This window comes from Chelativorans sp. AA-79, assembly GCF_029457495.1.
Classification (GTDB): Bacteria; Pseudomonadota; Alphaproteobacteria; order Rhizobiales; family Rhizobiaceae; genus Chelativorans.
On record NZ_CP120361.1, the window covers coordinates 3,195,004 to 3,219,779 of the forward strand.

The following is a 24,776-nucleotide window of genomic DNA, read 5'->3' on the forward strand; positions in this document are numbered from 1 at the left end:
GAGTATCAAGCCGATGAGCCAGACAAACCCGACACGCTTCCTCCCGCATTCCCCCTCGCCGCCCGTGGAGTGGCGGATCGAGCCGGGGCTGACGCCCTATGAAACCGCGCTCGCCTTCATGGAGCGCCGCGCCGAAGCCATCCGCGCCGGAACGGCGGGCGAGATGGTGTGGCTGATCGAGCATCCTCCGCTCTACACCGCTGGCACCAGCGCCGATTCGGGCAGCCTGCTCGATCCGGCCCGCCTGCCCGTCTACCAGACCGGCCGCGGCGGCGAATACACCTATCACGGGCCGGGCCAGCGCGTGGCCTATGTCATGCTCGACCTCAAGCGGCGGCGCGAGGACGTGCGGGCCTTCGTCACCGCACTCGAGGACTGGATCATCGCCAGCCTGGCCCGTTTCAACGTCCGCGGCGAGCGCCGGGACGGCCGCATCGGTGTCTGGGTCGCACGTCCCGACAAGCCCCCGCTCCCCGACGGCACGCCCATGGAAGACAAGATCGCGGCGATCGGAATCCGGCTGCGCCGCTGGGTGAGCTTCCACGGCATCGCCGTGAATGTGGAGCCGGAGCTTACGCATTTCTCCGGCATCGTGCCGTGCGGCATCTCCGGTTTCGGCGTCACCAGCCTGGTCGATCTCGGCCTGCCCGTCACGATGGACGATTTCGACGTGGCGCTGAAACAAGCTTTCGAGGACCTGTTCGGGCCGGCCGCGGCCGCGCAGGAGGAACCACTGAAAAGGAGTGCCTGACATGGACGCATGGGAGAAACTCGCCATCGGCGCGATGGCGCTCGGCCTTCTTACCGCACCCGCCTCGGCGCAGCAGGCTGCGGATGCGCTTGCTCCCGAAATCGCCAGCGGCGTCGAGGAGAAGGCGCCCGTCACGGCGAAACGCCACATGGTCGCCGCCGCCAATCCGCTTGCGGCGGAAGCGGGGCTCGAGGTGCTGCGCCAGGGCGGAAGCGCCGCCGATGCGCTCGTCGCCGTGCAGACGGTGCTCGGGCTGGTCGAGCCGCAATCCTCCGGGATCGGCGGCGGTGCCTTCCTGGTCTGGTACGATGCGTCGAGCGGCAAGGTGACCACCTTCGACGGCCGCGAAACCGCGCCGAAGGCCGCCACGCCTGAACTCTTCCTCGATGACAAGGGCGAGCCGCTCGCCTTCTTCGACGCGGTCATAGGCGGTCGTTCGGTGGGCACGCCGGGCGTCGTGCGGCTGATGGAGGAGGTGCACGAACGCCACGGCAAGCTCGGTTGGGACAAGCTCTTCCAGCCGGCCGTCACGCTGGCGGAGAACGGCTTCGAGGTCTCGCCGCGGCTGCATGCGCTGATCGCCGCCGACGCCGGCAAGCTCGACAAGGAGGCGGCGGCGCGGGCCTATTTCTACGATGCGGCCGGCGAACCGCTCCGCGAGGGCACGCTTCTCAAGAACCCCGATTACGCGCGGACACTGCGGACGATCGCGGAACAGGGCGCGAATGCGTTCTACACGGGAGAGATCGCCGAAGCGATCGTTGCCGCCGTGCGGGATCATCCGACGAATCCGGGATTGCTCAGCCTCGAGGACCTGGCCGCCTATGAGGTCAAGGAGCGGCCGGCAGTCTGCGCACCTTATCGCGGTTACGAGGTGTGTGGCATGGGGCCGCCCTCCTCCGGCGCGCTGACGGTCGGGCAGATCCTGGGAATGGTCTCGCATTTCGATCTTGAGGGGCTCGGCCCCGACGATCCGGAGAGCTGGCGCATCATCGGCGACGCGACACGGCTCGCCTTTGCCGACCGCGGGCTCTACATGGCCGACAGCGATTTCGTCTCCTTGCCGAAGGGGCTTTTGAATCCGGATTATCTGCAGGACCGCGCGGCCCTCATCCGCCGTTCGACCGCCCTTCCCGAGGAGGAGGTCAAGGCAGGCACGCCGCCCTGGGACAAGGCCGAACTGCGCATCCGCGGCATCGACCTGGAACAGCCCTCGACCTCGCATTTCGTCATCGTCGACGATGCGGGCAACATCGCCTCGATGACCACGTCGATCGAGAATGGTTTCGGCTCGCGGCAGATGGCGGCAGGCTTCCTGCTCAACAACCAGCTCACCGATTTTTCGTTCTCTCCGACGGAGGACGGGAAGTCTGTCGCCAACCGGGTCGAGCCCGGAAAGCGCCCGCGCTCCTCCATGTCGCCCACCATCGTGATGGAGGACGGAAAGCCGGCCTTCGCGCTCGGCTCGCCCGGCGGCTCGAACATCATTCCCTATGTCGCCAATACCCTCATCGCGCTCGTGGATTGGGACATGGATATGCAGCAGGCCATCTCCCTGCCCCATCTGACGAACCGCTTCGGCACCTATACGGTGGAGGCCGGGACGCCGGCGGAAGGATTTGCCGATGACCTCACGGCACTCGGCTTCGAGGTCGAGGCGGGCGAACTCAATTCCGGCCTGCATGGCGTCGCCTTCACATCCGAAGGGCTGGAAGGCGGCGCCGATCCGCGACGGGAGGGAGTCGCCCTCGGCGACTGAACGGCATCCCTCCCATGCCGCGCGGCGTCTGTCATCGACGCCGGCGGCTAAAGGGCGAGGATCCAGGTGACGGCAACGAGAATGAAGGAGCTGACGGCGACCAGCGATGCGATGTCCTGAACGATGTAGGTCATTGGATTGTTTCCTGTGCATAAGTGCAGAACGATCTTGATATGATCCTTATATGTTCCGATTATGTTCTCGTCAATCGTAATGTTCGCCGGCGCGCTGCACAGCGTTAACATGGCGTAAAGCCGATTTCCGGGCTCCCTCGCGCCGGTCCGGAATGGAGCCTTCCACAAGAGCGCCGCCGACGCCAGGACAGGAGGGGAAATGAAGGTCAAGCGGATTGTCGCCAATATCGCAACGCCGGAGATGGACGCAGCCAGGCGATTCTATGTCGATGTGCTCGGCCTTGACGTGCTGATGGATCACGGCTGGATCACCACCTACGGCTCGAACGAGAACATGCGGGTGCAGATCAGCTTCGCCTCGGAGGGAGGCTCAGGCACCTCCGTCCCGGATTTGTCCATCGAAGTAGACAACCTGGATGCGGCGCTGGAGCGGGTCGGGGAGGCTGGGCTCCCGGTCGAATACGGACCGGCCACGGAGCCCTGGGGCGTGCGCCGCTTCTATGTGCGCGATCCCTTCGGCAGGCTCGTCAATATCCTCACCCACATAGGGTGATCGCGGTCGAGTTCCTGCCTGGAGGCGTTACAGTTCGTATTCATCCGGCAGGGAGATCCACCACACGGCCCTCGGATAGAGTCACGCGGCGGTCCATCCGGGCGGCGAGTTCTTCATTGTGGGTGGCGATGAGGGCGGCCAGGCCGGAATGGCGCACGAGCGCTTCGAGCGCATCGAAGACATAGCCCGCCGTCGCGGGATCGAGGTTTCCCGTCGGCTCATCGGCCAAAAGCACGAGGGGGGCGTTCGCCACCGCGCGGGCGATCGCCACGCGCTGTTGCTCGCCGCCCGAGAGTTCGGACGGCCTGTGTTCGGCGCGGGGTCCCAGCTTCATGTAGGCCAGAAGCTGCGCGGCGCGTTCCTTCGCCTCCGGCTGGCTGAGGCCGGCGATGAGCTGCGGCATCATCACATTCTCGAGCGCGGTGAATTCCGGCAGGAGGTGATGGAACTGGTAGACGAAGCCGATCTCGCCGCGCCGTATCGCCGTGCGCCTGTCGTCGGAAAGCCCGGAGCAGGACTGTCCGTTGACGATCACGTCTCCGCCATCGGGATGTTCAAGAAGGCCGGCGATGTGCAGCAGCGTCGACTTGCCCGTGCCGGACGGTGCCACCAGCGCCACCATTTCCCCGGAGGTCAGGGCGAAATCGGCACCCTTGAGGATCGTGAGCCTGTTCGGTCCCTGGACGTAGTGGCGATCGACCGATTTCAGTTCCAAAACGCTTGCGGGCATCTATTCGTATCTCAATGCGTCCACCGGATCGAGGCGCGAGGCGCGCCAGGCCGGGAAAAGGGTTGCAAGGAAAGAAAGGACAAGCGCCATCAGCACCACGGAGATGGTCTCGCCACTCTCCATGTCGGCCGGAAGCTGGCTCAGGAAATAGACTTCGGGATCGAAAATCACCGTGCCGGAAAGCCAGGTGAAGAACTCGCGGATCGATTCCACGTTGAGGCAAAGCAGCGTGCCCAGGATGAAGCCCGCCAGCGTGCCCGCCACGCCGATCGACGCGCCAGCCATGAGGAAGATGCGCATGATCGCCCCGCTGGTCGCGCCCATGGTGCGCAGGATCGCGATATCGTGGCCCTTGTCCTTCACCAGCATGATCATGCCGGAAATGATGTTGAGGGCAGCCACGAGCACGATCATGGTCAGGATCATGAACATGACGTTGCGCTCCACCTCGAGCGCGGAGAAAAGCACCTGGTTGCGCTGGCGCCAGTCGGTGATCGAGACCGGGCGCCGCGCGGCCTCCTCGATCAGTGGGCGCAGCGAATCCACATTGTCGGGATGGTCGACAAAGACCTCCAGGAACTGTGCCAATCCCTCGACATTGAAGAAGAGCTGGGCCTCCTCCAGCGGCATGAAGACGATCGACGCATCATATTCCGACATGCCGATCTCAAAGATGGCCGTCACCGGATAGCCTTTCACGCGGGGCGTGGTGCCGAAGGGCGTCACGTCCCCTTCCGGCGCTATGAGCGTGATGGAGTCGCCAAGCGCAAGGCCCAGATTCTGCGCCATGCGCGAACCGATCGCCACCCCCTGCCCGGCCGCGAAATCGACCAGGGATCCCGCGCGGATATTGTCCGCCACGAGCCCGATCTCGGTCAGGTCCTCCGCGCGCACGCCGCGCACCAGCGCGCCCGTGCCGGCCCCGCTGCGCCCGGAGGCGAGCACCTGCCCCTCCACGATCGGCATCGCCATGCGCACGCCCGGCACACCGGCGATCCGTCCTGCGACGGCATCGTAATCGCTGAGTGGCGAATCCACCGGCTGGACCACGACATGGCCGTTGACGCCGAGGATGCGCGTGAGAAGCTCGCTGCGGAACCCGTTCATCACCGCCATCACGACGATGAGCGTCGCCACCCCCAGCATGATGCCGAGAAAGGAGATCAGGGCGATCACGGAGACGACGGTCTCCTTGCGGCGCGAACGCAGGTAGCGCCAGGCGACCAGGCGCTCGAAATGGGAGAAGGGTTTGATGCCCCCGTTTGCCGTCTCGGCCTTGCTCATCGATTCACGCCGAACCGCTCCGCTATCGCCGAGACGGGCACGGTCTGCCGCTCGCCCGTTGCGCGGTTCTTGAGCTCCACCTCCCCGGCTGCGACCCCGCGCGGTCCCACGATCACCTGCCACGGCAGGCCGATGAGGTCCGCGGTGGCGAACTTGGCGCCGGCGCGCTGGTCCGTGTCGTCATAGAGCACCTCCCGGCCCGCCGCCTGCAGTCCGGCATAGATCTCCTCGCAGACGCGGTCGCAGTCGGAATCGCCCGCTTTCATATTGACGAGGGCGATCTCGAACGGCGCCACGCTCTCGGGCCAGATGATGCCGTTCTCGTCATGGCTCGCCTCGATGATCGCCGCGGTCAGCCGGCTCGGGCCGATGCCGTAGGAGCCCATGGAGACGAAATGCTCCTGCCCGTCCGGTCCCGTCACCGTCGCCTTCATCGGCGTCGAATATTTGGTGCCGAAATGGAAGATGTGGCCGACCTCGATGCCGCGCGCGGCGAGGCGCTTCTCCTCCGGCACCTTTTCCCAGGCGGCTTCGTCGTGCATCTCGTCGGTGGCGGCATAGGGCGCGGTCCACCGGGCGACCACCCCGCCGATTTCCGCATCGCTGGTGAAGTCGATATCGGCCGGCGGCACCGGCAGATCCAGGAACGCCCGGTCGCAGAACACCGCGCTTTCGCCGGTGGAAGCCAGGATGATGAACTCGTGGCTCAGATCGCCGCCGATCGGGCCCGTGTCGGCGCGCATCGGGATCGCGTTCAGCCCCATCCGCGTGAAGGTCCTGAGATAGGCGACGAACATGCGATTATAGGCAGCCTTGGCGCCCTCGTAATCGAGATCGAAGCTGTAGGCGTCCTTCATCAGGAATTCTCTGCTGCGCATGACGCCGAAGCGCGGCCGCACCTCGTCCCGGAACTTCCACTGGATGTGGTAGAGATTGAGCGGCAGGTCCTTGTAGGATTTCACATAGGCGCGGAAGATGTCCGTCACCATCTCCTCATTGGTCGGCCCGTAGAGCATCGCACGGTCCTGCCGGTCGCGAATGCGCAGCATCTCCTTCCCATAATCGTTGTAGCGCCCGCTCTCGATCCACAGATCGGCGGACTGGATGGTGGGCATCAGGATCTCCTGCGCGCCCGCACGGTTCTGCTCTTCGCGAATGATCTGGCAGACCTTGTCGAGAACGCGCTTGCCCAGCGGCAGCCAGGAAAAGCTCCCTGCTCCCTGCTGGCGGATCATGCCGGCACGCAGCATCAGCCGGTGCGAGACGATCTCCGCCTCACGGGGATTCTCCTTCAGGATGGGCAGGAAGAAACGCGACAGTCGCATGGAACAATCCGTGACGAAAAGGGCCGGCGGAATCACTTCCTTCCGCCTGTCTGGTGAGGCTTCTTATCGGTTTCGGGACAGGTTGAAAACCCGGCCTCCCCACGCGGGGGCTCTTCAGAGCAGATGTCAACCATACCGGGCAAGCAAGTCATCACATTGCAAAATTTCGCGTGACATTGAGTCAAAACTTGGTCTAAGGTACCCAACACAAACAAGAGAGCGGAGCGTCAATCCGCTCTCCTTACGCGGTCAAAAGTCTTGGGAGGATACGGTCCTGGCGCGGTCTTTCGCAGCCGCCGTTTAAAGAAACGGAACGGATCGGACGCGTTCTAGTTGCAAGGCTCGCGCCTTGCTTTTTTTTTGGCGAAGATCCATTCAGCCGAAATCGGGCACGACTCTCGGGATGTCGTCGAAAGAGTATCCCAGCACACGCGTGACCACATAGAATGCACCGAAAACGACCAGCGTCAGCAGCGTGGTGCGGATCAAGGCGCGCAGCATATGCGGGCCCTTCGGTGCGCTGGACGTGGTGCCCAGCACCACCTCCTGCTCGTCGTCCTGAGTGCGCAGGCCGAACGGCAGCGACACGAAGAGCATCAGCCACCACAAGATGAAAAAAACAGCGGTGAGCGAAATCCAGCTCATTGAACTCTCCATTGCCGATATGGCTGGCTGTCGTTGGATCCTGCCGCACAATGCGGCGGAAGAACGCCGGAAGCGCCTCGTCCATGACCACCGTTTAGGCATGGATCCTCGGGTCGAGCCCGAGGATGACGATTGCATGGGCGTTTCCGCCAATCACCGGCGTTGGAGTTTTGTAGGGCCTCTCCACCTCGTCATCCTCGGGCTCGACCCGAGGATCCATGCCTGAACGCCGCCGCGCAACCAGCCTCTCGAGCTGTATCGATCTACCACGACGTGATCAGCGCTGCGCTTGGCAACCAATCCCCCTAAATACTCCCTCCACCTTCTCTTTGAAACCACCGCCGGCGCGGCCTGCCGTCACACCTGTTCAAGCTCGACCAGGGTGCCGTGGAAATCCTTGGGGTGAAGGAAGAGAACCGGTTTGCCGTGAGCGCCGATCTTCGGTTCGCCGTCGCCCAGAATGCGGGCGCCGCTCGCCGCGAGCCGGTCTCGCGCGACCGTGATGTCCTCGACTTCGTAGCAGATATGATGCATCCCGCCGGCCGGGTTCTTCTCCAGGAAACCTGCAATCGGGGAATTCTCGCCGAGCGCTTCGAGCAGTTCCACCTTGGTATTGCCGAGTTCGACGAAAACGACCGTCACCCCGTGCTCCGGCAAAGCCTGTGCTTGCGAGACGCGCGCGCCCAGCACGTCGCGGTAGGTGGCCGTGGCAACCGCCAGATCCGGAACGGCGATCGCCACATGGTTGAGCCTGCCCAACATGTCTCCTCCTACTGGGTGACGAAGACGGTCACGATCGGCTTCTTTCCCCAGACATCGTTCGCGGCGGAGCGGACAGCACGGCGCACCGCCTCTCCAACCAGGTCGAGATCCCTGCGGTTGCCGCGCGGAATGCTGCGGACGGCGCCGACCGCGGCATCGATCATGATCTCTTCCAACGGCTCGCCCGAGAAATCTCCCTGGGGCAGGCCGATCGCCACGAGATCCGGATCGCCCGCGAGATCGTAGCGGTCATCGAGCACGACATTGACGGCGACGTGGCCGGCGAAGGAGAGCTTGCGCCGCTCGCGTATGCCCACCTCCTCGTCCGTGCCGATCACCTTTCCGTCCTTGTAGATGCGGCCGAAAGGCACCTGGTCGATGATCTCGGCCGCGCCGGGCGCGAGGCGCAGCATGTCGCCGTTCCTGATCTGCACCACCTCCGGGATACCGGACAGCGCGCCCAGCGAGCCTTGGGCGACGAGGTGGGCAGCTTCCCCATGCACCGGCACGAGGATGCGCGGCTTCACCCACTCGTACATCTGCTTGAGTTCGTTGCGGCGGGGGTGCCCGGAAACATGGACCAGCGCGCCGCCGTCCTCGACGATGTGTACGCCCTGGTCGATGAGCTGGTTCTTGATCGTGAGGATCGCCTTCTCGTTCCCGGGAATGGTGCGCGAGGAGAAGACGACCGTGTCGCCCGGGGCGAGCGCGACATTGCGCATTTCGTCGCGGGCAAGCTTGGCAAGTGCCGCGCGCGCCTCGCCCTGGCTGCCCGTGCAGAGGATGACGGCGTTCTCACGCGGGATGTAGCCGAAATCCTCTTCGGAGAGGAACGGCGGAAGCCCGTCGAGATAGCCGAGTTCGGCGGCCACATCGATGACGCGCTGCAGCGAGCGGCCGAGCACCAGCACCTGCCGGCCCGCGTCGCGCGCCGCCTCGGCGATGGATCGAATGCGGCCGACATTGGAGGAAAAGGTCGTGACGGCGACGCGGCCCGGCGCCTTCTCGATCACTTCCCGGAGCCCCTGGCCCACCTCCTGCTCCGAGGGCGAGATGCCCTCGCGCATCGCATTGGTGGAATCGCAGACGAGCGCCAGCACGCCCTTTTCGCCGAGCGCACGGAAACGGGCCTCGTCCGTCTTCGGCCCGAGTGACGGCGCCGGGTCGATCTTCCAGTCGCCGGTGTGGATGACCGTGCCCGCCGGCGTGGTTATCGCGAGCGACACGGGCTCGGGAATGGAGTGGGCAACGGCGACGGCCTCGATCGTGAAGGGGCCGACGGTGAAGGTCTCACCTGCCCGGTAGATCGTTACGGGGACCTTGGGCGCGTTCGCCTCCCCTTGCCGCTTTGCCTCGAGCAGGCCGGCGGTGAAGGGCGTCATCCACACATTGGCCTTGAGCCGCGGCCACAGGTCCAGAAGCGCTCCGTAGTGGTCCTCATGCGCATGGGTGATGACGATGCCCGCGAGATTGTCCAGCTGCTCCTCGATGAAGCGCGTGTCCGGCAGCACGAGGTCGGCACCTGGCAGGTTCTCGCCCGGAAAGGTGACACCGCAGTCGACCACGATCCAGCGGCGCTTTTCAGGCGGACCATAGCCGTAAAGGCCGAAATTCATTCCGATCTCGCCCACCCCGCCCAGGGGGCAGAAAACCAGTTCCGCTGTTTCCGACGCCACGCCTTCTCCTCTTACCGTTCTCTCAGGCGCGCACCGACGCCACTGCGCCGAAATGCACGTCACCCGCGGCGATCAGGAGCCGCGATCCATCATCCTCGCGTATGACGAACCTGCACAGCTCGTCTATTGTTTCGAACACGCCCCGCACGACGCGGCCATCCGCGCGGACGGAAACCTCGGAGCCGAGCCCGGCAGCCTGCGAAAGCCAGCGCTCGCGGATGGCCGCCGTGCCGTCCGGGCTCTTCCAGAGCGTGAAATTCTCCACCCAGGCAGATGAAAGCGCCATAAAAAGCCGTTCGGCGTCACAGTCCACGCCGAGCGCCTGCAGTGATGTGGCCGGATAGGGCAGATCGGCCGGATGGACGACGATATTGACCCCGATGCCGACGGCGACAGCAAAGCGGCCGTCGCCCAGCAGTGAGGACTCGAGCAGGATGCCGGCGAGTTTCGCTCCATCGGCCAACACGTCATTGGGCCATTTGAGCTCGAAGCGGCTGCGCTGCCGCCGCTCCTCTCCGCCGTCGACGCCGATGCCGATGCGCGCTTGCGGGGCAACTGCGCGCAAGGCATCCGAGAGCGACAGTCCCGCCACGAAGCCCAGGATGGCGGCCATGCCGGGCTCGATCCGGTCGACCAGAAGCAATGTGGCGGCAAGATTGCCCGGCGGGGTCGCCCATACACGGCCGCGCCGGCCGCGCCCGCTGGTCTGGTCCTTCGAAACGATCCAGAGATTTCCGGGATCGTCGCCCGCGGCCGCCCTTTCGAGAGCCAGCGCATTCGTCGACCCGACGCTCTCATGCGCCTCCAGCCGGTAACCGGCGGCAAGAGCCGAAGGCGCGAGCGCGAACATCTCAGAAGAACGTCATCGCTGCGGCTTCCGCCAGCCGGCCGACGGGACCGCCGAAGAACACGTAGAGAAGCACGAAGGCGCCCGAGAGCGAGAGCACGAAGCGCAGCTCGCCCGCCATGGGCTGGAAAGCGCCGACGGTTTCATCGAACCACATCACCTTGATGATGCGCAGATAGTAATAGGCGGCCACGACCGAGGCGAGCACGCCGATCACGGCGAGTGCAACCAGTCCGGCATCGATGGCCGCCAGGAACACGTACCACTTGGCCCAGAAGCCCGCGAGCGGCGGAATGCCCGCCATGGAGAACATCAGGATCGTCATGACGGTGGCCATTGCGGGATTGGCGGCGGCGAGCCCGGCCAGATCGTCGATCTGCTCGACATTGGTGTCGTTGCGGCGCATCGCCAGGATGAAGGCGAAGGTGCCCAGCGTCATGGCCAGATAGATGAGCATGTAGATGATGACCCCGCGCACGCCGGCCGGCGAATTGGCGGCGAGGCCCACCAGGGCGAAACCCATATGGCCGATGGAGGAATAGGCCATCAGCCGCTTGATGTTGCGCTGCCCGATCGCGGCGAAGGAGCCGAGCAGCATGGAGGCGATCGAGATGAAGACGATGATCTGCTGCCAGTCGAGCGCGATCGGCTCGAAGGCCTGCATCGTGACGCGGACGAGCAGCGCCACCGCCGCCATCTTGGGGGCTGCGGCAAAGAAGGCCGTCACCGGCGTCGGCGCGCCTTCGTATACGTCCGGCGTCCACATGTGGAAGGGCACGGCCGAGATCTTGAAGGCGAGGCCGGCAAGGACGAAGACGAGACCGAAGATGAGGCCGAGCTGACGCTCGCCGTCCGCCAGCACGGAGGCGATGGCTTCGAAGCCCGTATTGCCGGTAAAGCCGTAGACCAGCGAAACGCCATAGAGCAGCATGCCCGAGGAGAGCGCGCCAAGCACGAAATATTTCAGGCCCGCCTCCGTCGAGCGCACGCTGTCGCGGTTGATGGCGGCGACCACGTAGAGCGCAAGGGAGGTGAGTTCCAGCCCGAGATAGAGCGAGATCATGTCGTTGGCGGAGACCATCAGCATCATGCCCAGCGTCGAGAGCATGATGAGGACCGGATATTCGAACTTGTCGAACTTCTCCGCCTTGGCGAATCCCACCGACATCACCAGCGTCACGGCGGAGCCGACCAGCGTCAGAAGCTTCATGAAACGCGAGAAGGGATCGCTGACGAAGGCGCCGTCGAATGCCCAGCCATCCGCGGGGAAGACGACGATCCACACGATGACGGCCAGGAACAGCGCCACCGCAAGCCCGGTCACGGTGGTGTTTGCCCTCTCGCCCGAGAAGACACCGATCATCAAGAGAACCATCGCGCCCACGGCGAGCGCCACCTCGGGAACCGCGAGAGCCAGGCTCGATGTGAGATCAAACGTCATGCGAAGTCTTCCCGTTCAATTGGCGGCCGCGGTCGCGGTCTGGAGCGATGCGCTCACATGGTCGAGGAGCGCGCCGACGGAAGCCGTGGTCGTATCGAGGAGTGCTGCCGGATAGACGCCGAAAAAGATGACGAGCGCCACCAGGGGATAGAGGATCGTCTTCTCGCGCAGGGACAGATCCGTCAGGCCCTTCAGGCTCTCCTTGGTGAGTGCCCCGAAGATCACGCGGCGGTAGAGCCACAGCGCGTAGGCCGCCGAGAGGATCACGCCCGTGGTGGCGAAGAAGGCGACCCAGGTGTTGACCTGGAAGACGGCGAGCAGCGTCAGGAACTCGCCCACGAATCCGCTCGTTCCGGGCAGGCCCACATTGGCCATGGTGAAGACCATGAAGGCCACCGCATATTTCGGCATGTTGTTCACGAGGCCGCCATAGGCCGCGATCTCGCGGGTGTGCATGCGGTCATAGACCACGCCGACGCAGAGGAAGAGCGCGCCCGAGACCAGGCCGTGGCTGAGCATCTGGAAGATGGCGCCCTGCACGCCCTGCTCGTTCATGGCGAATATGCCCATCGTCACGAAGCCCATATGGGCGACGGAGGAATAGGCGATGAGCTTCTTGATGTCCTCCTGCATCATCGCCACCAGCGAGGTGTAGATGATCGCGACGACCGAAAGCGTGAAGATGAAGGGCGCGAAGGCCGCGGACGCCTCGGGAAACATCGGCAGAGAGAAGCGCAGGAATCCGTAGCCGCCCATCTTCAGGAGGATGCCGGCCAGGATCACGGAGCCCGCCGTCGGCGCCTCCACATGGGCGTCGGGCAGCCAGGTATGCACCGGCCACATCGGCATCTTCACCGCGAACGAAGCGAAGAACGCCATCCATAGCCAATACTGCATCTGCACCGGGAAGGCGTGCGTGAGCAGCGTCGGGATATCCGTCGTGCCGGCCTGCCAGAACATGGCCATCATGGCCAGAAGCATGAGCACCGAGCCGGCGAGCGTGTAGAGGAAGAACTTGAAGCTCGCATAGACGCGGCGCTTGCCGCCCCACACGCCGATGATGATGAACATCGGGATGAGGCCCGCCTCGAAGAAGACGTAGAAGAGCACGATGTCCAGCGCGCAGAAAACGCCGATCATCAGCGTTTCCAGGATCAGGAACGCGATCATGTACTCCTTGACGCGGCTGTCGATCGCTTCCCAGCTCGCCAGGATGCAGAACGGCATCAGGAAGGTCGTGAGGATCACGAACAGCATCGAGATGCCGTCGACGCCCATGTGGTAGGAGATGCCGGAGTCGAGCCAGTCCCGCTTCTCCACCATCTGGAAGCCGGGCACCGAATAATCGAAGCCGAGCCAGATGAAGAGCGAGAGGACGAAGGTGAAGACCGTGGTCAGCAGCGCCACATTGCGGATGTTGCGGCGCGCGCTCGCCCCGTCGTCCCGGATGAGCAGGATCAGGAACGCGCCGACGAGCGGCAGGAAGGTGACCGTGGAAAGAATGGGCCAATCGGTCATTTCTTAAAACGAGCTCCCAAGCATCATCCAGGTCACGAAGGCGGCGATGCCGATCAGCATCGCGAAAGCATAGTGGTAGAGATAGCCGGTCTGCAGCTTGACCACGCGGTTGGCGACATCGACGACGCGCGCGGAGATGCCATCCGGGCCGAGCCCGTCGATGAACCAGCCGTCGCCCTTCTTCCAGAGGAAAGTGCCCAGCCGCTTTGCCGGCCGCACGAAGAGGAAATCGTAGGCTTCGTCGAAATACCACTTGTTGAGGAGGAATGCGTAGAGGCCACGATGCTGCTCCGCCAGCCGCTTCGGGCTTTCCGGGGAGCGGATGTAGAACTGCCAGGCAATGAGGAGGCCGAGCAACATGGCCACGAAGGGCGACAGCTTCACCCACAGCGGAACGTGGTGGAACTCCTCGAGGATCTCATTCTCCGGCAGCGTGAAGAGTGCGCCCTTCCAGAAATGCCCGTATTCGTGACCGACGAAGAAGCCCTCGAAGAGCAGGCCGGCGAACAGGGCGCCAGCCGCCAGCAGGAAGAGCGGGACCAGCATCACATACGGGGATTCATGCACATGATGCATGACATCGGAGGACGCGCGCGGCTTGCCGTGGAACGTCATGAAGATGAGCCGCCAGGAATAGAAGCTGGTGAAGACCGCGGCCACGACGAGCAGCGTGAAGGCGATGGGCGCCACGGCGTTGTGGGCGACGAAGGAGCCCTCGATGATGGCGTCCTTGGAGAAGAAGCCTGCCGTGCCGATGAGCGTGCCGGGGATGCCGACGCCGGTCAGCGCCAGCGTGCCGATCACCATCATCCAGTAGGTCTTCGGGATCAGCGTCCTGAGCCCGCCCATCTTGCGCATGTCCTGCTCGTCGGAGACGGCATGGATCACCGAGCCGGCCCCCAGGAAGAGCAGCGCCTTGAAGAAGGCGTGCGTGAAAAGGTGGAAGATCGCCGCGCTGTAGAAGCCCGTGCCCAGGGCCACGAACATGTAGCCGAGCTGCGAGCAGGTCGAATAGGCGATCACGCGCTTGATGTCGTTCTGCACAAGGCCGATGGTCGCCGCGAAGAAGGCCGTGAAGGCACCGACGGCGGTGACCACCGTCAGCGCCGTGGCCGACAGTTCGAATATCGGCGACAGCCGCGCCACCATGAAGACGCCCGCGGTCACCATGGTCGCGGCATGAATCAGCGCAGAGACCGGCGTCGGGCCCTCCATGGCGTCCGGAAGCCAGGTATGAAGCGGCACCTGCGCCGACTTGCCCATGGCCCCCATGAAAAGAAGCAGGCAGACGATGGTCAGCGCGGCGTGCGGATCGAGCGCATAGCCCAGGAAGGTGAGAACCGGCTCGGCCGCTCCCGCCCCGCCCTCGGCCGGCATGAAGGCGGCCGTGTTGGCGAAGATCGTGTCGAAATTGACCGAGCCGAAGAGGACAAAGACGCCGAAGATGCCGAGCGCGAAACCGAAGTCGCCGACACGGTTGACGATGAAGGCCTTCATGGCCGCCGCATTGGCGGAAGGCTTCTTGTACCAGAAGCCGATGAGCAGATAGGAGGCGAGGCCCACGCCCTCCCAGCCGAAGAACATCTGCACCAGGTTGTCGGACGTCACCAGCATGAGCATGGCGAAGGTGAAGAGCGACAGATAGGCGAAGAAGCGGGGACGATCGGGATCGTGGTGCATGTAGCCGATCGAATAGATGTGCACCAGCGCCGAGACGGTGTTGACCACCACCAGCATCACGGCCGTCAGCGTGTCGATCCTGAGCGCCCAGTCCACGTCGAGCGCGCCCGAGGAGATGAAGCGCAGCACCGGGACGGTGAAGGCCTCGCCCTCGCCCAGCGCCACGGAGAAGAAGGCGATCCAGGACAGGACGGCCGCGATCACCAGCAGGCCGGAGGTGATGTATTCGGACCCCTTCGCGCCGATGGAGCGGCCGAAGAACCCGGCAATAAGAAAGCCCGCAAGCGGAAGGAAAACGATCGCCTGATACATGAAGGTCCCCTCTTCAGCCCTTCATCATGTTGATGTCTTCCACCGCGATCGAGCCGCGGTTGCGGAAGAAGACCACAAGGATGGCAAGGCCGATCGCGGCCTCGGCCGCGGCAACGGTCAGCACGAAGAGCGCAAAGACCTGCCCCACCAGATCGCCCAGCTCCGCCGAAAAGGCGATGAAGTTGAGGTTCACGGAAAGCAGGATGAGCTCGATGGACATCAAAATGATGATGACGTTCTTACGGTTGAGAAAGATGCCGAAGACGCCGAGCGTGAAAAGAATGGCCGAAACGGTGAGATAATGCGCGATGCCGACTTCCATGACCTCAGATCCCCTCGCCCGTTTCCACCTTGCGGATTTCGATCGCGGTCGCCGGCGTGCGCGCCACCTGTTCGGAGATGTTCTGCCGCTTCACGTTCGGCTTGTGCCTGAGCGTGAGCACGATCGCGCCGATCATGGCCACGAGCAGGATGAGGCCCGCGACCTGGAAGAAGTAGAAATAGTCCGTGTAGAGAATGTCACCCAGCGCGGCGGTGTTGTGCCGCACGGCGATCTCCGGCGTAGGCTTGGCCACTTCCGCCGCGATTTCCGGCGAGAAGGCGTAGCCGCCGAGGACCACGATCAGTTCCACGGCGAGAATGATCCCCACCATGGCGCCGATCGGCGCATATTGCAGCGCTCCGTGCTTCAATTCGGCGAAGTCCACATCGAGCATCATGACGACGAAGAGGAAGAGCACCGCCACCGCGCCGACATAGACGACGAGCAGGATCATCGCCAGGAATTCGGCGCCCGTCAGCAGGAAGAGTGCGGCCGCGTTGAAGAAGGTCAGGATCAGGTAGAGAACCGAATGAACGGGGTTGCGCGCCGAGATGACCATGAAGGCCGCCGCAACCGCGATGAAGGCGAAGAGATAGAAGAAGATCGCCTCGAGTCCTGTCAGCATCGATTCCCTCGATTGTTTCCATGGCCGGCGCTGCCGCACCGGCCGTTCGTTCAGCCCCGATTGCCGGCCCTCTTAAATGAGCGCCCCGCCCTCGTCTACTCCTGCAGTCCCAACCGCCGCCGCTTAGCGATACGGCGCGTCGAGCTCGATGTTGCGCGCAAGCTCGCGCTCCCACCGGTCGCCGTTCGCAAGCAGCTTTTCCTTGTCGTAGTAGAGTTCCTCGCGCGTTTCCGTCGCGAACTCGAAATTCGGCCCCTCGACGACCGCGTCGACCGGGCAGGCTTCCTGGCAGAAGCCGCAATAGATGCATTTCACCATGTCGATATCGTACCGCACGGTACGGCGCGTGCCGTCATTGCGGCGCGGACCCGCTTCGATGGTGATGGCCTGCGCCGGGCAGATCGCCTCGCAGAGCTTGCAGGCGATGCAGCGCTCCTCGCCGTTCGGGTAGCGGCGCAGCGCGTGTTCGCCGCGGAAGCGGGGACTGATCGGCCCCTTCTCATGCGGATAGTTGAGCGTCGCCTTGGGCGAGAAGAACTGCCGCATGGACAGAACGATCGCGCCGAAGAACTCCTTCAGGAGAAGGGATTTGGCGGCCTGGGCAAGAGCTGACATCGTCATTCTCCAGCGATTCTGGACGGGCGGCCTCTCATGCCAGCCCCGTGAATTTCAGGAATGCCGCCGTCGCCACCACCATGAAGAGAGAGATCGGCAGGAACACTTTCCAGCCGAGCCGCATGAGCTGGTCGTAGCGGTAGCGCGGCACGAAGGATTTTACGAGCGCGAACATGAAGAAGACGCCCACAAGCTTGAGCACGAACCAGATCACCCCGGGCACCCAGGTGAAGGGCGCGAAATCGAAGGGAGGCAGCCATCCGCCGAGGAAGAGGATGGTGGTCAGCGCGCACATCAGGACGATGGCGACATATTCGCCGAGGAAGAAGAGAAGGAACGGCGTCGAGGAATACTCGATCATGTGGCCGGCCACGAGTTCCGATTCGGCCTCGACCAGATCGAAGGGCGGACGGTTCGTCTCCGCGAGCGCCGAGATGAAAAAGATGATGAACATCGGGAACAGCGCGAGCCAGTGCCAGTCGAGGAAGGAGTTCGGCAGGCCCACCATGGTGCCCAGCCCGTCGCGCTGTGACAGCACGATATCCGTCAGGTTGAGCGACCCCACGGCAAGAAGCACCGTCACGATCACGAAACCGATGGAGACCTCGTAGGAGACCATCTGCGCGGCCGAGCGCAGGGCTCCCAGGAACGGATATTTCGAGTTCGACGCCCAGCCGCCCATGATCACGCCATAGACCTCCAGCGAGGAGATGGCGAAGACGTAGAGGATGCCGACATTGACGTTGGCGATGGCCCAGCCTTCGCTCACCGGGATCACAGCCCAGGCGGAGAGCGCCAGGGCGGCGGCAACCAGCGGCGCCAGAAGGAACACGCCCTTGTTGGCGCCGGACGGAATCACCGGCTCCTTGAAGACGAACTTCAGGAGATCGGCGAACGCCTGCAGCGTGCCCCAGGGGCCGACGACGTTCGGGCCGCGGCGAAGCTGGACGGCCGCCCAGACCTTGCGGTCGGCATAAAGGAGATAGGCGACGCCGACGAGCAGGATGACGATGAGCGCCACCGACTTGAGCAAAATCAGGAGGCCCGGAAGAAGGTAGAGCGTGACAAAGGATTCCATCGGTTCTCGCCCCCTACTCGGCCGCCTGTTTCAATTCGCCGCGCGCAAGTGCCGAGCACTCGGCCATCACCGCGGACGCCCGCGCGATCGGGTTGGTGAGGTAGAAGTCCGCCACCGTCGAGAGGAAGGGCGCGGCATTGAGCTTGCCGGAAAGCCCGGCGAGCGCCAGCACCTGGTCGGCCGTCCCCGGTTCGATCGCATCGAGGCCCGCGAAATGCGGATATTCGACGTAGAGCTGCGAACGGAGCTGCTGCAGCGAATCGAAGGGCAGCTTGTGGCCGAGCACGTCCGACAGCGCGCGCAGCACCGCCCAGTCCTCGCGGGCATCGCCCGGGGCGAAGCCGGCGCGGTTCGTCATCTGCACGCGGCCTTCCGTGTTCACATAGGTGGCCGACTTCTCCGCATAGGTCGCGCCGGGCAGGATCACGTCGGCGCGGTGCGCGCCGGCATCGCCATGGGTGCCGATATAGACCGTGAAGGCGTCGCCGATCCCGTTCATATCGATCTCGTCGGCGCCCAGCAGGAAGAGCACCTCCATCGTGCCCATCATGCCGGCGACGTCCTTGCCGCCCCTGGCGGGCACGAGACCGAGATCGAGACCGCCCACGCGGCTTGCCGCCGTGTGCAGCACGGCAAAGCCGTTCCACTCCGCCGAGGCCGCGCCGATTTCGCCGGCAAGCCTCGCCGCGCGGGCAAGCACCGCCGCACCGTCGGGACGGGCGAGCGCCCCCTGCCCCACGATGACCATCGGGCGCTTGGCATCCTTGAGCACCGACAGGAAGTCTCCCTTCCCGTCGGCCAGATCCGAAAGGGTCTCGGGCCCGGCGCCGAGATGCGTGTAGTCGTAGCGCAGCTCGCCGCCTTCGCCGATCACGCCGATGGGGAATTCGCCCATGCGCCAGCGCTTGCGGATGCGGGCGTTGAGCACCGCCGCCTCGATACGCGGGTTGGCGCCGATCATCAGCAGGGCATCGGCCTGCTCGATCCCCTCGATGGTCGGGTTGAAGATGTAGCTCGCGCGGCCGAACTTCGGATCGAGCGCGGTGCCGTCCTGCCTGCAGTCGATATTGGGCGAACCGAGCGACTGCATGAGTTGTTTCAGCGCATACATCTCCTCGACGCTGGCGAGATCGCCTCCGATCGCGCCGATCTTCTCCGGCGCGGCCTTCTTCACGGCCTTGGCGATCGCCTCGAAGGCTTCCGGCCAGCTTGCCGGCTGCAGGCGCTTGCCCTTGCGCACATAGGGCCGGTCGAGGCGCTGGGTCCTGAGGCCGTCCCAGACGAAGCGGGTCTTGTCGGAGATCCACTCCTCGTTCACGAATTCGTTGACGATCGGCAGGATCCGCATCACCTCGCGGCCGCGCGTGTCCACGCGGATCGCGGAGCCGACTGCATCCATGACATCGATGGACTGGGTCTTCGTGAGCTCCCAGGGGCGGGCCTGGAAGGCATAGGGCTTGGAGGTCAGCGCGCCCACGGGGCAGAGGTCGATCACATTGCCCTGGAGTTCGGACGTCATCGCCTGCTCCAGATAGGTGGTGATCTCCATGTCCTCGCCGCGGCCCGTGGCGCCCAGCTCCGAAATGCCGCCCACCTCGGTGGTGAAGCGCACACAGCGCGTGCAGTGGATGCAGCGCGTCATGATCGTCTTGACGAGCGGACCGATATACTTGTCCTCGACGGCGCGCTTGTTCTCGTGGAAGCGCGAGGAATCCACGCCATAGGCCATGGCCTGGTCCTGCAGGTCGCACTCGCCGCCCTGGTCGCAGATCGGACAGTCGAGCGGATGGTTGATGAGCAGGAACTCCATCACCCCTTCGCGCGCCTTCTTCACCATCGGCGTCTTGGTGAAGATCTCCGGCACCTCGCCATTCGGTCCCGGACGGAGGTCGCGCACACCCATGGCGCAGGAAGCCGCCGGCTTGGGCGGCCCTCCCTTCACCTCGACCAGGCACATGCGGCAGTTGCCGGCGACGGAAAGCCGCTCATGGAAGCAGAAGCGCGGAATCTCCGCCCCCGCTTCCTCGGCAGCCTGCAGCAGCGTGTAGTGATCGGGAACCTCGATCTCCGTGCCGTCGACTTTCAACCTAGCCATTATCGCGCGCCTCGCGTTCTTTCCATGCGGCGATCAGGTCCGAGACCTCGATGCCGTCTATCGTCATGCCCTCCAGCCGGCAATTCGTGATGGACGCGCCGGCAAGATTGGCATTCTCAATTCGCAGGCCGGAAAAATTGACGTCCTTCACCGTCCAGCCGGACATGTTCAGGTCATCGAAGGTGCAGCCCGACAGATTAATGTCGTGGTACTTACCGCCCGACAGATTGACGTTCTCGAAGCTGCACCCAGACAGATTGACGTCGTCGAAAACCGACCCCGACAGGTCGCTTTTCCTCACCGTCATCCGGTGCTTTTCCCCTTCGATCTTCATCGCCCTATTCCGCCTTCATCGCCCTACTCCGCCGCCACCAGCGCGGGCTCCGCGCGATGAGCGTTGCGGGTGAACTCGTCGATGCGCCGCTCGATTTCCGGCCGGAAGTGCCGGATCAGGCCCTGGATCGGCCATGCGGCCGCGTCGCCGAGCGCGCAGATCGTGTGGCCTTCCACCTGCTTCGTCACGTCGAGCAGCATGTCGATCTCATGCTTGTGCGCCTCGCCGCGCACCAGCCGCTCCATCACGCGCCACATCCAGCCCGTGCCCTCGCGGCACGGCGTGCACTGGCCGCAGCTCTCGTGTTTGTAGAAGTAGGAGAGCCGAGCGATCGCCTTCACGATGTCCGTGGACTTGTCCATGACGATCACCGCCGCCGTGCCGAGACCGGACTTCAGGTCGCGCAGCGAATCGAAATCCATCGGCGCATCGATGATCTGTTCCGCCGGCACCAGCGGCACCGAGGAGCCGCCGGGAATGACGGCAAGCAGATTGTCCCAGCCGCCGCGGATGCCGCCGCAATGGTGGTCGATCAGTTCGCGGAAGGGGATCGACATCTCCTCTTCCACCGTGCACGGGTTTTCCACGTGGCCGGAGATGCAGAAGAGCTTGGTGCCCTTGTTGTTCTCGCGCCCGAAGGAGGAAAACCAGGCGGCGCCGCGGCGCAGAATGGTCGGCGCGACCGCTATGGATTCCACGTTGTTCACCGTGGTCGGGCAGCCGTAGAGGCCCATATTGGCCGGGAAAGGCGGCTTCAGCCGCGGCTGGCCCTTCTTGCCCTCGAGGCTTTCGAGCAGCGCCGTCTCCTCGCCGCAGATATAAGCGCCCGCGCCGTGATGGACGATGACGTCGAAATCCCAGCCGTTCTTGTTGTCCTTGCCGATGAGCCCCGCTTCATAGGCCTCGTCCACCGCGCGCTGCAGCGCCTCGCGCTCGCGGATGAACTCGCCGCGCACATAGATGTAGGCCGCATGCGCGCCCATGGCGAAGCCAGCGATCAGGCAGCCTTCCACCAGAGTGTGCGGATCGTGGCGCAGGATGTCGCGGTCCTTGCAGGTGCCGGGCTCCGATTCGTCGGCGTTGACGACGAGATAGTGCGGCCGGCCGTCGCTTTCCTTCGGCATGAAGGACCATTTGAGGCCGGTCGGAAAGCCTGCGCCGCCGCGACCGCGCAGCCCCGAGGCCTTCATCTCGTTGATGATCCAGTCCCTGCCCTTGTCCAGGATGGCCTTGGTGCCGTCCCACTGGCCGCGCGCCATCGCGCCCTTCAGCGAGCGGTCGAAGCGGCCGTAGATATTGGTGAAGATGCGATCCTTGTCCTGAAGCATCCGTCTCTCCTCAGCGCGGCTTCTTGCCGAAGACGCGCTCATATTCGGCGACACCGCCCTTGGCGAGCGCCTTGGCCTGCTTGACCCAGTCCTCGCGCTCGATCCGGCCCTTGAACTTCAGGTAGCCGTCCACCCATTCGCGCTCCGCCTTCTTCCAGGAGGCGACCTGCGCATAGGTGTAGATGCCGAGATCGTTCAGAATACCCTCGATGCGCGGGCCGACGCCCGAGATCATCTTCAGGTCGTCCGGCTGGGCCGGGCGCTCGATGCCCTGCGGGCGGACCGCCTTGACGGGCCTGCCGGCCGTGGGCGCCTCCGCGGGCGCGGGCGATTCCGGCCCGACATCCATGCCGGAAGCCGCCTTCCGCTTCTTCAGCTCCGGCGCGCGAAGCGAAGGCTCCTGGTCCCTCGGCTTATCACTGTGGTGGCGGGTGCGCGACGTCACCTCCGCCTCCTCGGCGACGCGGTCGGCTTGAGCCGCATTCTCCTTCGGTGCCCGCACGCTGGCGCGCCGCTCGCCGTTCCTGGTCGCCTTGACCGGCGACGGCGACCTGATCGCCTCCGCGGTCTCGACAGCGTCCGTCTTGGGCTTGGCGGCACGCGTGGGGGGAACCGCGGTCCCCTCACCGGTCTTTCCGGCGCGCCTGGCGACCTTCTGGCCGCCCTCGGGGAACTTCAGGACCACACTCTCGTCGGTGAGCGAGGTGAAACCGGAAGCCGGTTCTGACGTGAAGCGGTCGATCTGCGACCCCGGCTCGATCGTGTCGCCCCTGCCCGCCTCGAAAGCATCGATGATCTCCTCCAGCCGCTCGGGCGTCAGGTCCTCATAAGTGTCCTTGAAGATCATCACCATGGGCGCGTTCACGCAGGCGCCCTGGCATTCCACCTCCTCCCAGGAGAGCGTGCCGCCCTCACTGGTGTGGAAGGGCTCGGGATGGATCTTCGTCTTGCAGACCTCGATCAGGTCGCCGGCGCCCCTGAGCATGCAGGGCGTGGTGCCGCAGACCTGCACATGGGCGCGGGTGCCGACCGGAGCCAGCTGGAACTGCGTATAGAATGTCGCCACCTCGAGTACGCGGATCAAGGGCATGTCGAGCATCCTGGCGACATATTCGATCGCCGCGCGCGTCACCCAGCCCTCCTGCTCCTGCGCACGCATTAGCAGCGGGATCACCGCCGAGTGCTGGCGCCCCGGCGGGTACTTGCCGATGACATGATGCGCCCAGGCCTCGTTCTCCCTGGTGAAGGCAAAGCCCTGGGGCTGGACGGCTTCGTCTGCGAGACGGCGGACTGCCATTATCTATCTACCTCACCAAACACGATATCGATGGAGCCGAGCACGGCGGTGACGTCGGCCAGAAGATGGCCGCGGCAGAGGAAATCCATCGCCTGGAGATGGGCGAAACCCGGCGCACGCAGCTTGCAGCGGTACGGCTTGTTGGTGCCGTCGGCCACGAGATAGACGCCGAACTCGCCCTTGGGTGCCTCGACCGCCGCATACACCTCGCCCGCCGGCACGTGATAGCCTTCCGTGTAGAGCTTGAAGTGGTGGATGAGCGCTTCCATCGAGCGCTTCATCGCCGCCCGCTTGGGCGGCACGACCTTTCCGTCCACATTCGAGACCGGACCGACCCGCTCCTTGCCGAGGAGGCGCTCCACGCACTGCCGCATGATCTTCGCGGACTGGCGCATCTCCTCCATGCGGAGGAGATAACGATCATAGCAGTCGCCGTTCTTGCCGACGGGGATGTCGAAATCCATCTCGTGATAGCACTCGTAGGGCTGGCTCTTGCGCAGATCCCACGGCGCGCCCGAGCCGCGCACCATCACGCCGGAGAAGCCCCACGCCCATGCGTCCTCGAGGCTCACCACGCCGATATCGGCGTTGCGCTGCTTGAAGATGCGGTTCTCGGTCAGAAGCTCGTCCAGATCGTCGAGCGCCTTCAGGAACGGGTCGATCCACTTGCCGATGTCCTCGACCAGCTTTTCCGGCAGGTCCTGGTGCACGCCGCCGGGGCGGAAATAGGCCGCATGCATGCGCGAGCCGGAGGCGCGCTCGTAAAAGACCATCAGCTTTTCACGCTCTTCGAACCCCCAGAGCGGCGGGGTGAGCGCGCCGACGTCCATCGCCTGCGTCGTGACGTTGAGCAGATGGTTCATGATGCGGGTGAGTTCCGCGTAAAGCACGCGGATCAGTTGCCCGCGGATCGGGACGGTGATGCCGAGAAGCCGCTCGACGGCCAGGGCGAAGGCATGCTCCTGACACATGGGCGCGGCATAGTCGAGCCGATCGAAATAGGGGATCGCCTGCAGATAGGTCTTGTATTCGATCAGCTTTTCCGTGCCGCGGTGAAGCAGGCCGATGTGCGGATCAACGCGCTCGACCACTTCGCCGTCGAGTTCCAGCACGAGGCGCAGCACGCCGTGCGCGGCCGGGTGCTGCGGGCCGAAATTGATGTTGAAGTTGCGGATGGAGGTTTCAGCCACGCGACACCTTCCTTTCGGCGTGAACGCGAATAGCGAATAGCGAATAGCGAATAGGGAGCCAGCGCATCAAGCCGTCTTCTCCTGCAGCCGTCTGATCATCGATCTGATCATCTTCCCAATCTCTTCCGTCACACCAAGCAACTCTGCCGACCGCTTCGCATCTATGAACTCAAGCCGCGTTGCCAGCACCACATAAGTCTCGAGTTCCTTCAACGACCCCTGCGCGATTCGCAGAAACTGGATAAAGGAACCGGTATTTTCTCTTCCATGTCCTTCCGCGATGTTCGCCGCTATCGAACTGGCTGCACGGCGAATTTGACTTGTCATTCCGTACAGCTCGTCTCGCGGAAAAGCGCGTGTAACCTTGTAGCAATCGAAGGCTAAATCCATCGCCAACTGCCATACCCTCAAATCCTGGTAGGAGTTAATCGGCAAGGCGCCCCTATTCGCTATTCGCTACTCCCTATTCGCTCCT

25 protein-coding genes are annotated in these 24,776 nt (G+C 64.2%); 3 read left to right on the forward strand and 22 right to left on the reverse strand.

Annotated features, from left to right (window positions below; all coding sequences use genetic code 11):
• The first annotated feature begins 13 nt into the window (after positions 1–13).
• On the forward strand, positions 14–751 hold the full coding sequence (lipB, locus tag PVE73_RS15605; RefSeq protein WP_277363126.1) for a lipoyl(octanoyl) transferase LipB: 738 nt from the start codon (positions 14–16) through the stop codon (positions 749–751).
• Between the two features lies 1 nt (position 752).
• Positions 753–2,510 (forward strand): gamma-glutamyltransferase, encoded by a 1,758-nt coding sequence (gene ggt / locus PVE73_RS15610; protein ID WP_277363127.1) that lies wholly within the window; start codon positions 753–755, stop codon positions 2,508–2,510.
• 47 nt (positions 2,511–2,557) lie between these two features.
• Here the strand turns inward: ggt and PVE73_RS15615 are convergent, their stop codons facing one another.
• Complete coding sequence (locus PVE73_RS15615; protein ID WP_277363128.1) at positions 2,558–2,854, reverse strand: hypothetical protein; 297 nt, start codon at positions 2,852–2,854, stop codon at positions 2,558–2,560.
• Between PVE73_RS15615 and PVE73_RS15620 the strand changes: the two genes are divergently transcribed.
• Positions 2,844–3,197 carry a VOC family protein gene (locus tag PVE73_RS15620; protein ID WP_277363129.1) on the forward strand — a complete coding sequence of 118 codons (354 nt, stop codon included), beginning with the start codon at positions 2,844–2,846 and terminating at the stop codon, positions 3,195–3,197. The genes PVE73_RS15615 and PVE73_RS15620 overlap by 11 nt on opposite strands.
• A 40-nt stretch (positions 3,198–3,237) precedes the next feature.
• On the opposite strand, the gene PVE73_RS15625 is transcribed toward PVE73_RS15620, so the two are convergent.
• From PVE73_RS15625 to PVE73_RS15725, 21 genes are all read right to left on the reverse strand, one after another.
• A complete protein-coding gene (locus PVE73_RS15625) occupies positions 3,238–3,927 on the reverse strand; it encodes an ABC transporter ATP-binding protein (RefSeq protein ID WP_277363130.1) in 690 nt (229 codons plus the stop codon).
• Complete coding sequence (locus tag PVE73_RS15630; RefSeq protein ID WP_277363131.1) at positions 3,928–5,211, reverse strand: lipoprotein-releasing ABC transporter permease subunit; 1,284 nt, start codon at positions 5,209–5,211, stop codon at positions 3,928–3,930. It abuts the gene before it with no gap.
• On the reverse strand, positions 5,208–6,536 hold the full coding sequence (proS, locus tag PVE73_RS15635) for a proline--tRNA ligase (RefSeq protein WP_277363132.1): 1,329 nt from the start codon (positions 6,534–6,536) through the stop codon (positions 5,208–5,210). The genes PVE73_RS15630 and proS overlap by 4 nt, the downstream gene beginning before the upstream one ends.
• Before the next feature lie 375 nt (positions 6,537–6,911).
• Positions 6,912–7,181: a DUF1467 family protein gene (locus PVE73_RS15640; RefSeq protein ID WP_277363133.1), complete on the reverse strand. Its 270-nt coding sequence runs from the start codon at positions 7,179–7,181 to the stop codon at positions 6,912–6,914.
• 94 nt (positions 7,182–7,275) lie between these two features.
• Entirely contained in the window at positions 7,276–7,401 is a 126-nt protein-coding gene (locus PVE73_RS15645) for a hypothetical protein (RefSeq protein ID WP_277363134.1), read from the reverse strand.
• A gap of 137 nt (positions 7,402–7,538) precedes the next feature.
• On the reverse strand, positions 7,539–7,943 hold the full coding sequence (mce, locus tag PVE73_RS15650; protein ID WP_277363135.1) for a methylmalonyl-CoA epimerase: 405 nt from the start codon (positions 7,941–7,943) through the stop codon (positions 7,539–7,541).
• 8 nt (positions 7,944–7,951) lie between these two features.
• Entirely contained in the window at positions 7,952–9,559 is a 1,608-nt protein-coding gene (locus PVE73_RS15655) for a ribonuclease J (protein WP_277367473.1), read from the reverse strand.
• Positions 9,560–9,641: 82 nt separating this feature from the next.
• Complete coding sequence (locus tag PVE73_RS15660) at positions 9,642–10,469, reverse strand: biotin--[acetyl-CoA-carboxylase] ligase (RefSeq protein WP_277363136.1); 828 nt, start codon at positions 10,467–10,469, stop codon at positions 9,642–9,644.
• 1 nt (position 10,470) lies between these two features.
• Entirely contained in the window at positions 10,471–11,907 is a 1,437-nt protein-coding gene (gene nuoN / locus PVE73_RS15665) for an NADH-quinone oxidoreductase subunit NuoN (RefSeq protein ID WP_277363137.1), read from the reverse strand.
• Positions 11,908–11,922: 15 nt separating this feature from the next.
• Positions 11,923–13,425, reverse strand: a complete 1,503-nt coding sequence (locus tag PVE73_RS15670; RefSeq protein WP_277363138.1) for an NADH-quinone oxidoreductase subunit M — start codon at positions 13,423–13,425, stop codon at positions 11,923–11,925.
• Between the two features lie 3 nt (positions 13,426–13,428).
• Complete coding sequence (gene nuoL / locus PVE73_RS15675) at positions 13,429–15,417, reverse strand: NADH-quinone oxidoreductase subunit L (RefSeq protein WP_277363139.1); 1,989 nt, start codon at positions 15,415–15,417, stop codon at positions 13,429–13,431.
• Between the two features lie 13 nt (positions 15,418–15,430).
• Positions 15,431–15,739 (reverse strand): NADH-quinone oxidoreductase subunit NuoK, encoded by a 309-nt coding sequence (gene nuoK / locus PVE73_RS15680; RefSeq protein ID WP_277363140.1) that lies wholly within the window; start codon positions 15,737–15,739, stop codon positions 15,431–15,433.
• Between the two features lie 4 nt (positions 15,740–15,743).
• On the reverse strand, positions 15,744–16,364 hold the full coding sequence (locus PVE73_RS15685; protein WP_277363141.1) for an NADH-quinone oxidoreductase subunit J: 621 nt from the start codon (positions 16,362–16,364) through the stop codon (positions 15,744–15,746).
• A 123-nt stretch (positions 16,365–16,487) separates the two neighbouring features.
• The gene (nuoI, locus tag PVE73_RS15690; RefSeq protein ID WP_277363142.1) at positions 16,488–16,979 is read right to left on the reverse strand and encodes an NADH-quinone oxidoreductase subunit NuoI; all 492 of its coding nucleotides are present in this window, start codon (positions 16,977–16,979) and stop codon (positions 16,488–16,490) included.
• Between the two features lie 34 nt (positions 16,980–17,013).
• Positions 17,014–18,057 (reverse strand): NADH-quinone oxidoreductase subunit NuoH, encoded by a 1,044-nt coding sequence (gene nuoH / locus PVE73_RS15695; RefSeq protein WP_277363143.1) that lies wholly within the window; start codon positions 18,055–18,057, stop codon positions 17,014–17,016.
• 13 nt (positions 18,058–18,070) lie between these two features.
• A complete protein-coding gene (gene nuoG, locus PVE73_RS15700; RefSeq protein WP_277363144.1) occupies positions 18,071–20,152 on the reverse strand; it encodes an NADH-quinone oxidoreductase subunit NuoG in 2,082 nt (693 codons plus the stop codon).
• On the reverse strand, positions 20,145–20,486 hold the full coding sequence (locus PVE73_RS15705) for a pentapeptide repeat-containing protein (protein ID WP_277363145.1): 342 nt from the start codon (positions 20,484–20,486) through the stop codon (positions 20,145–20,147). The genes nuoG and PVE73_RS15705 overlap by 8 nt, the downstream gene beginning before the upstream one ends.
• A 23-nt stretch (positions 20,487–20,509) precedes the next feature.
• The gene (nuoF, locus tag PVE73_RS15710; RefSeq protein ID WP_277363146.1) at positions 20,510–21,814 is read right to left on the reverse strand and encodes an NADH-quinone oxidoreductase subunit NuoF; all 1,305 of its coding nucleotides are present in this window, start codon (positions 21,812–21,814) and stop codon (positions 20,510–20,512) included.
• 10 nt (positions 21,815–21,824) lie between these two features.
• The gene (locus tag PVE73_RS15715; protein WP_277363147.1) at positions 21,825–23,111 is read right to left on the reverse strand and encodes an NADH-quinone oxidoreductase subunit E; all 1,287 of its coding nucleotides are present in this window, start codon (positions 23,109–23,111) and stop codon (positions 21,825–21,827) included.
• Positions 23,111–24,301, reverse strand: a complete 1,191-nt coding sequence (locus PVE73_RS15720) for an NADH-quinone oxidoreductase subunit D (protein ID WP_277363148.1) — start codon at positions 24,299–24,301, stop codon at positions 23,111–23,113. The genes PVE73_RS15715 and PVE73_RS15720 overlap by 1 nt, the downstream gene beginning before the upstream one ends.
• 66 nt (positions 24,302–24,367) lie before the next feature.
• Positions 24,368–24,736, reverse strand: coding sequence for a four helix bundle protein (locus PVE73_RS15725; protein WP_277363149.1), 369 nt, complete (start codon positions 24,734–24,736; stop codon positions 24,368–24,370).
• Between the last annotated feature and the right edge of the window lie 40 nt (positions 24,737–24,776).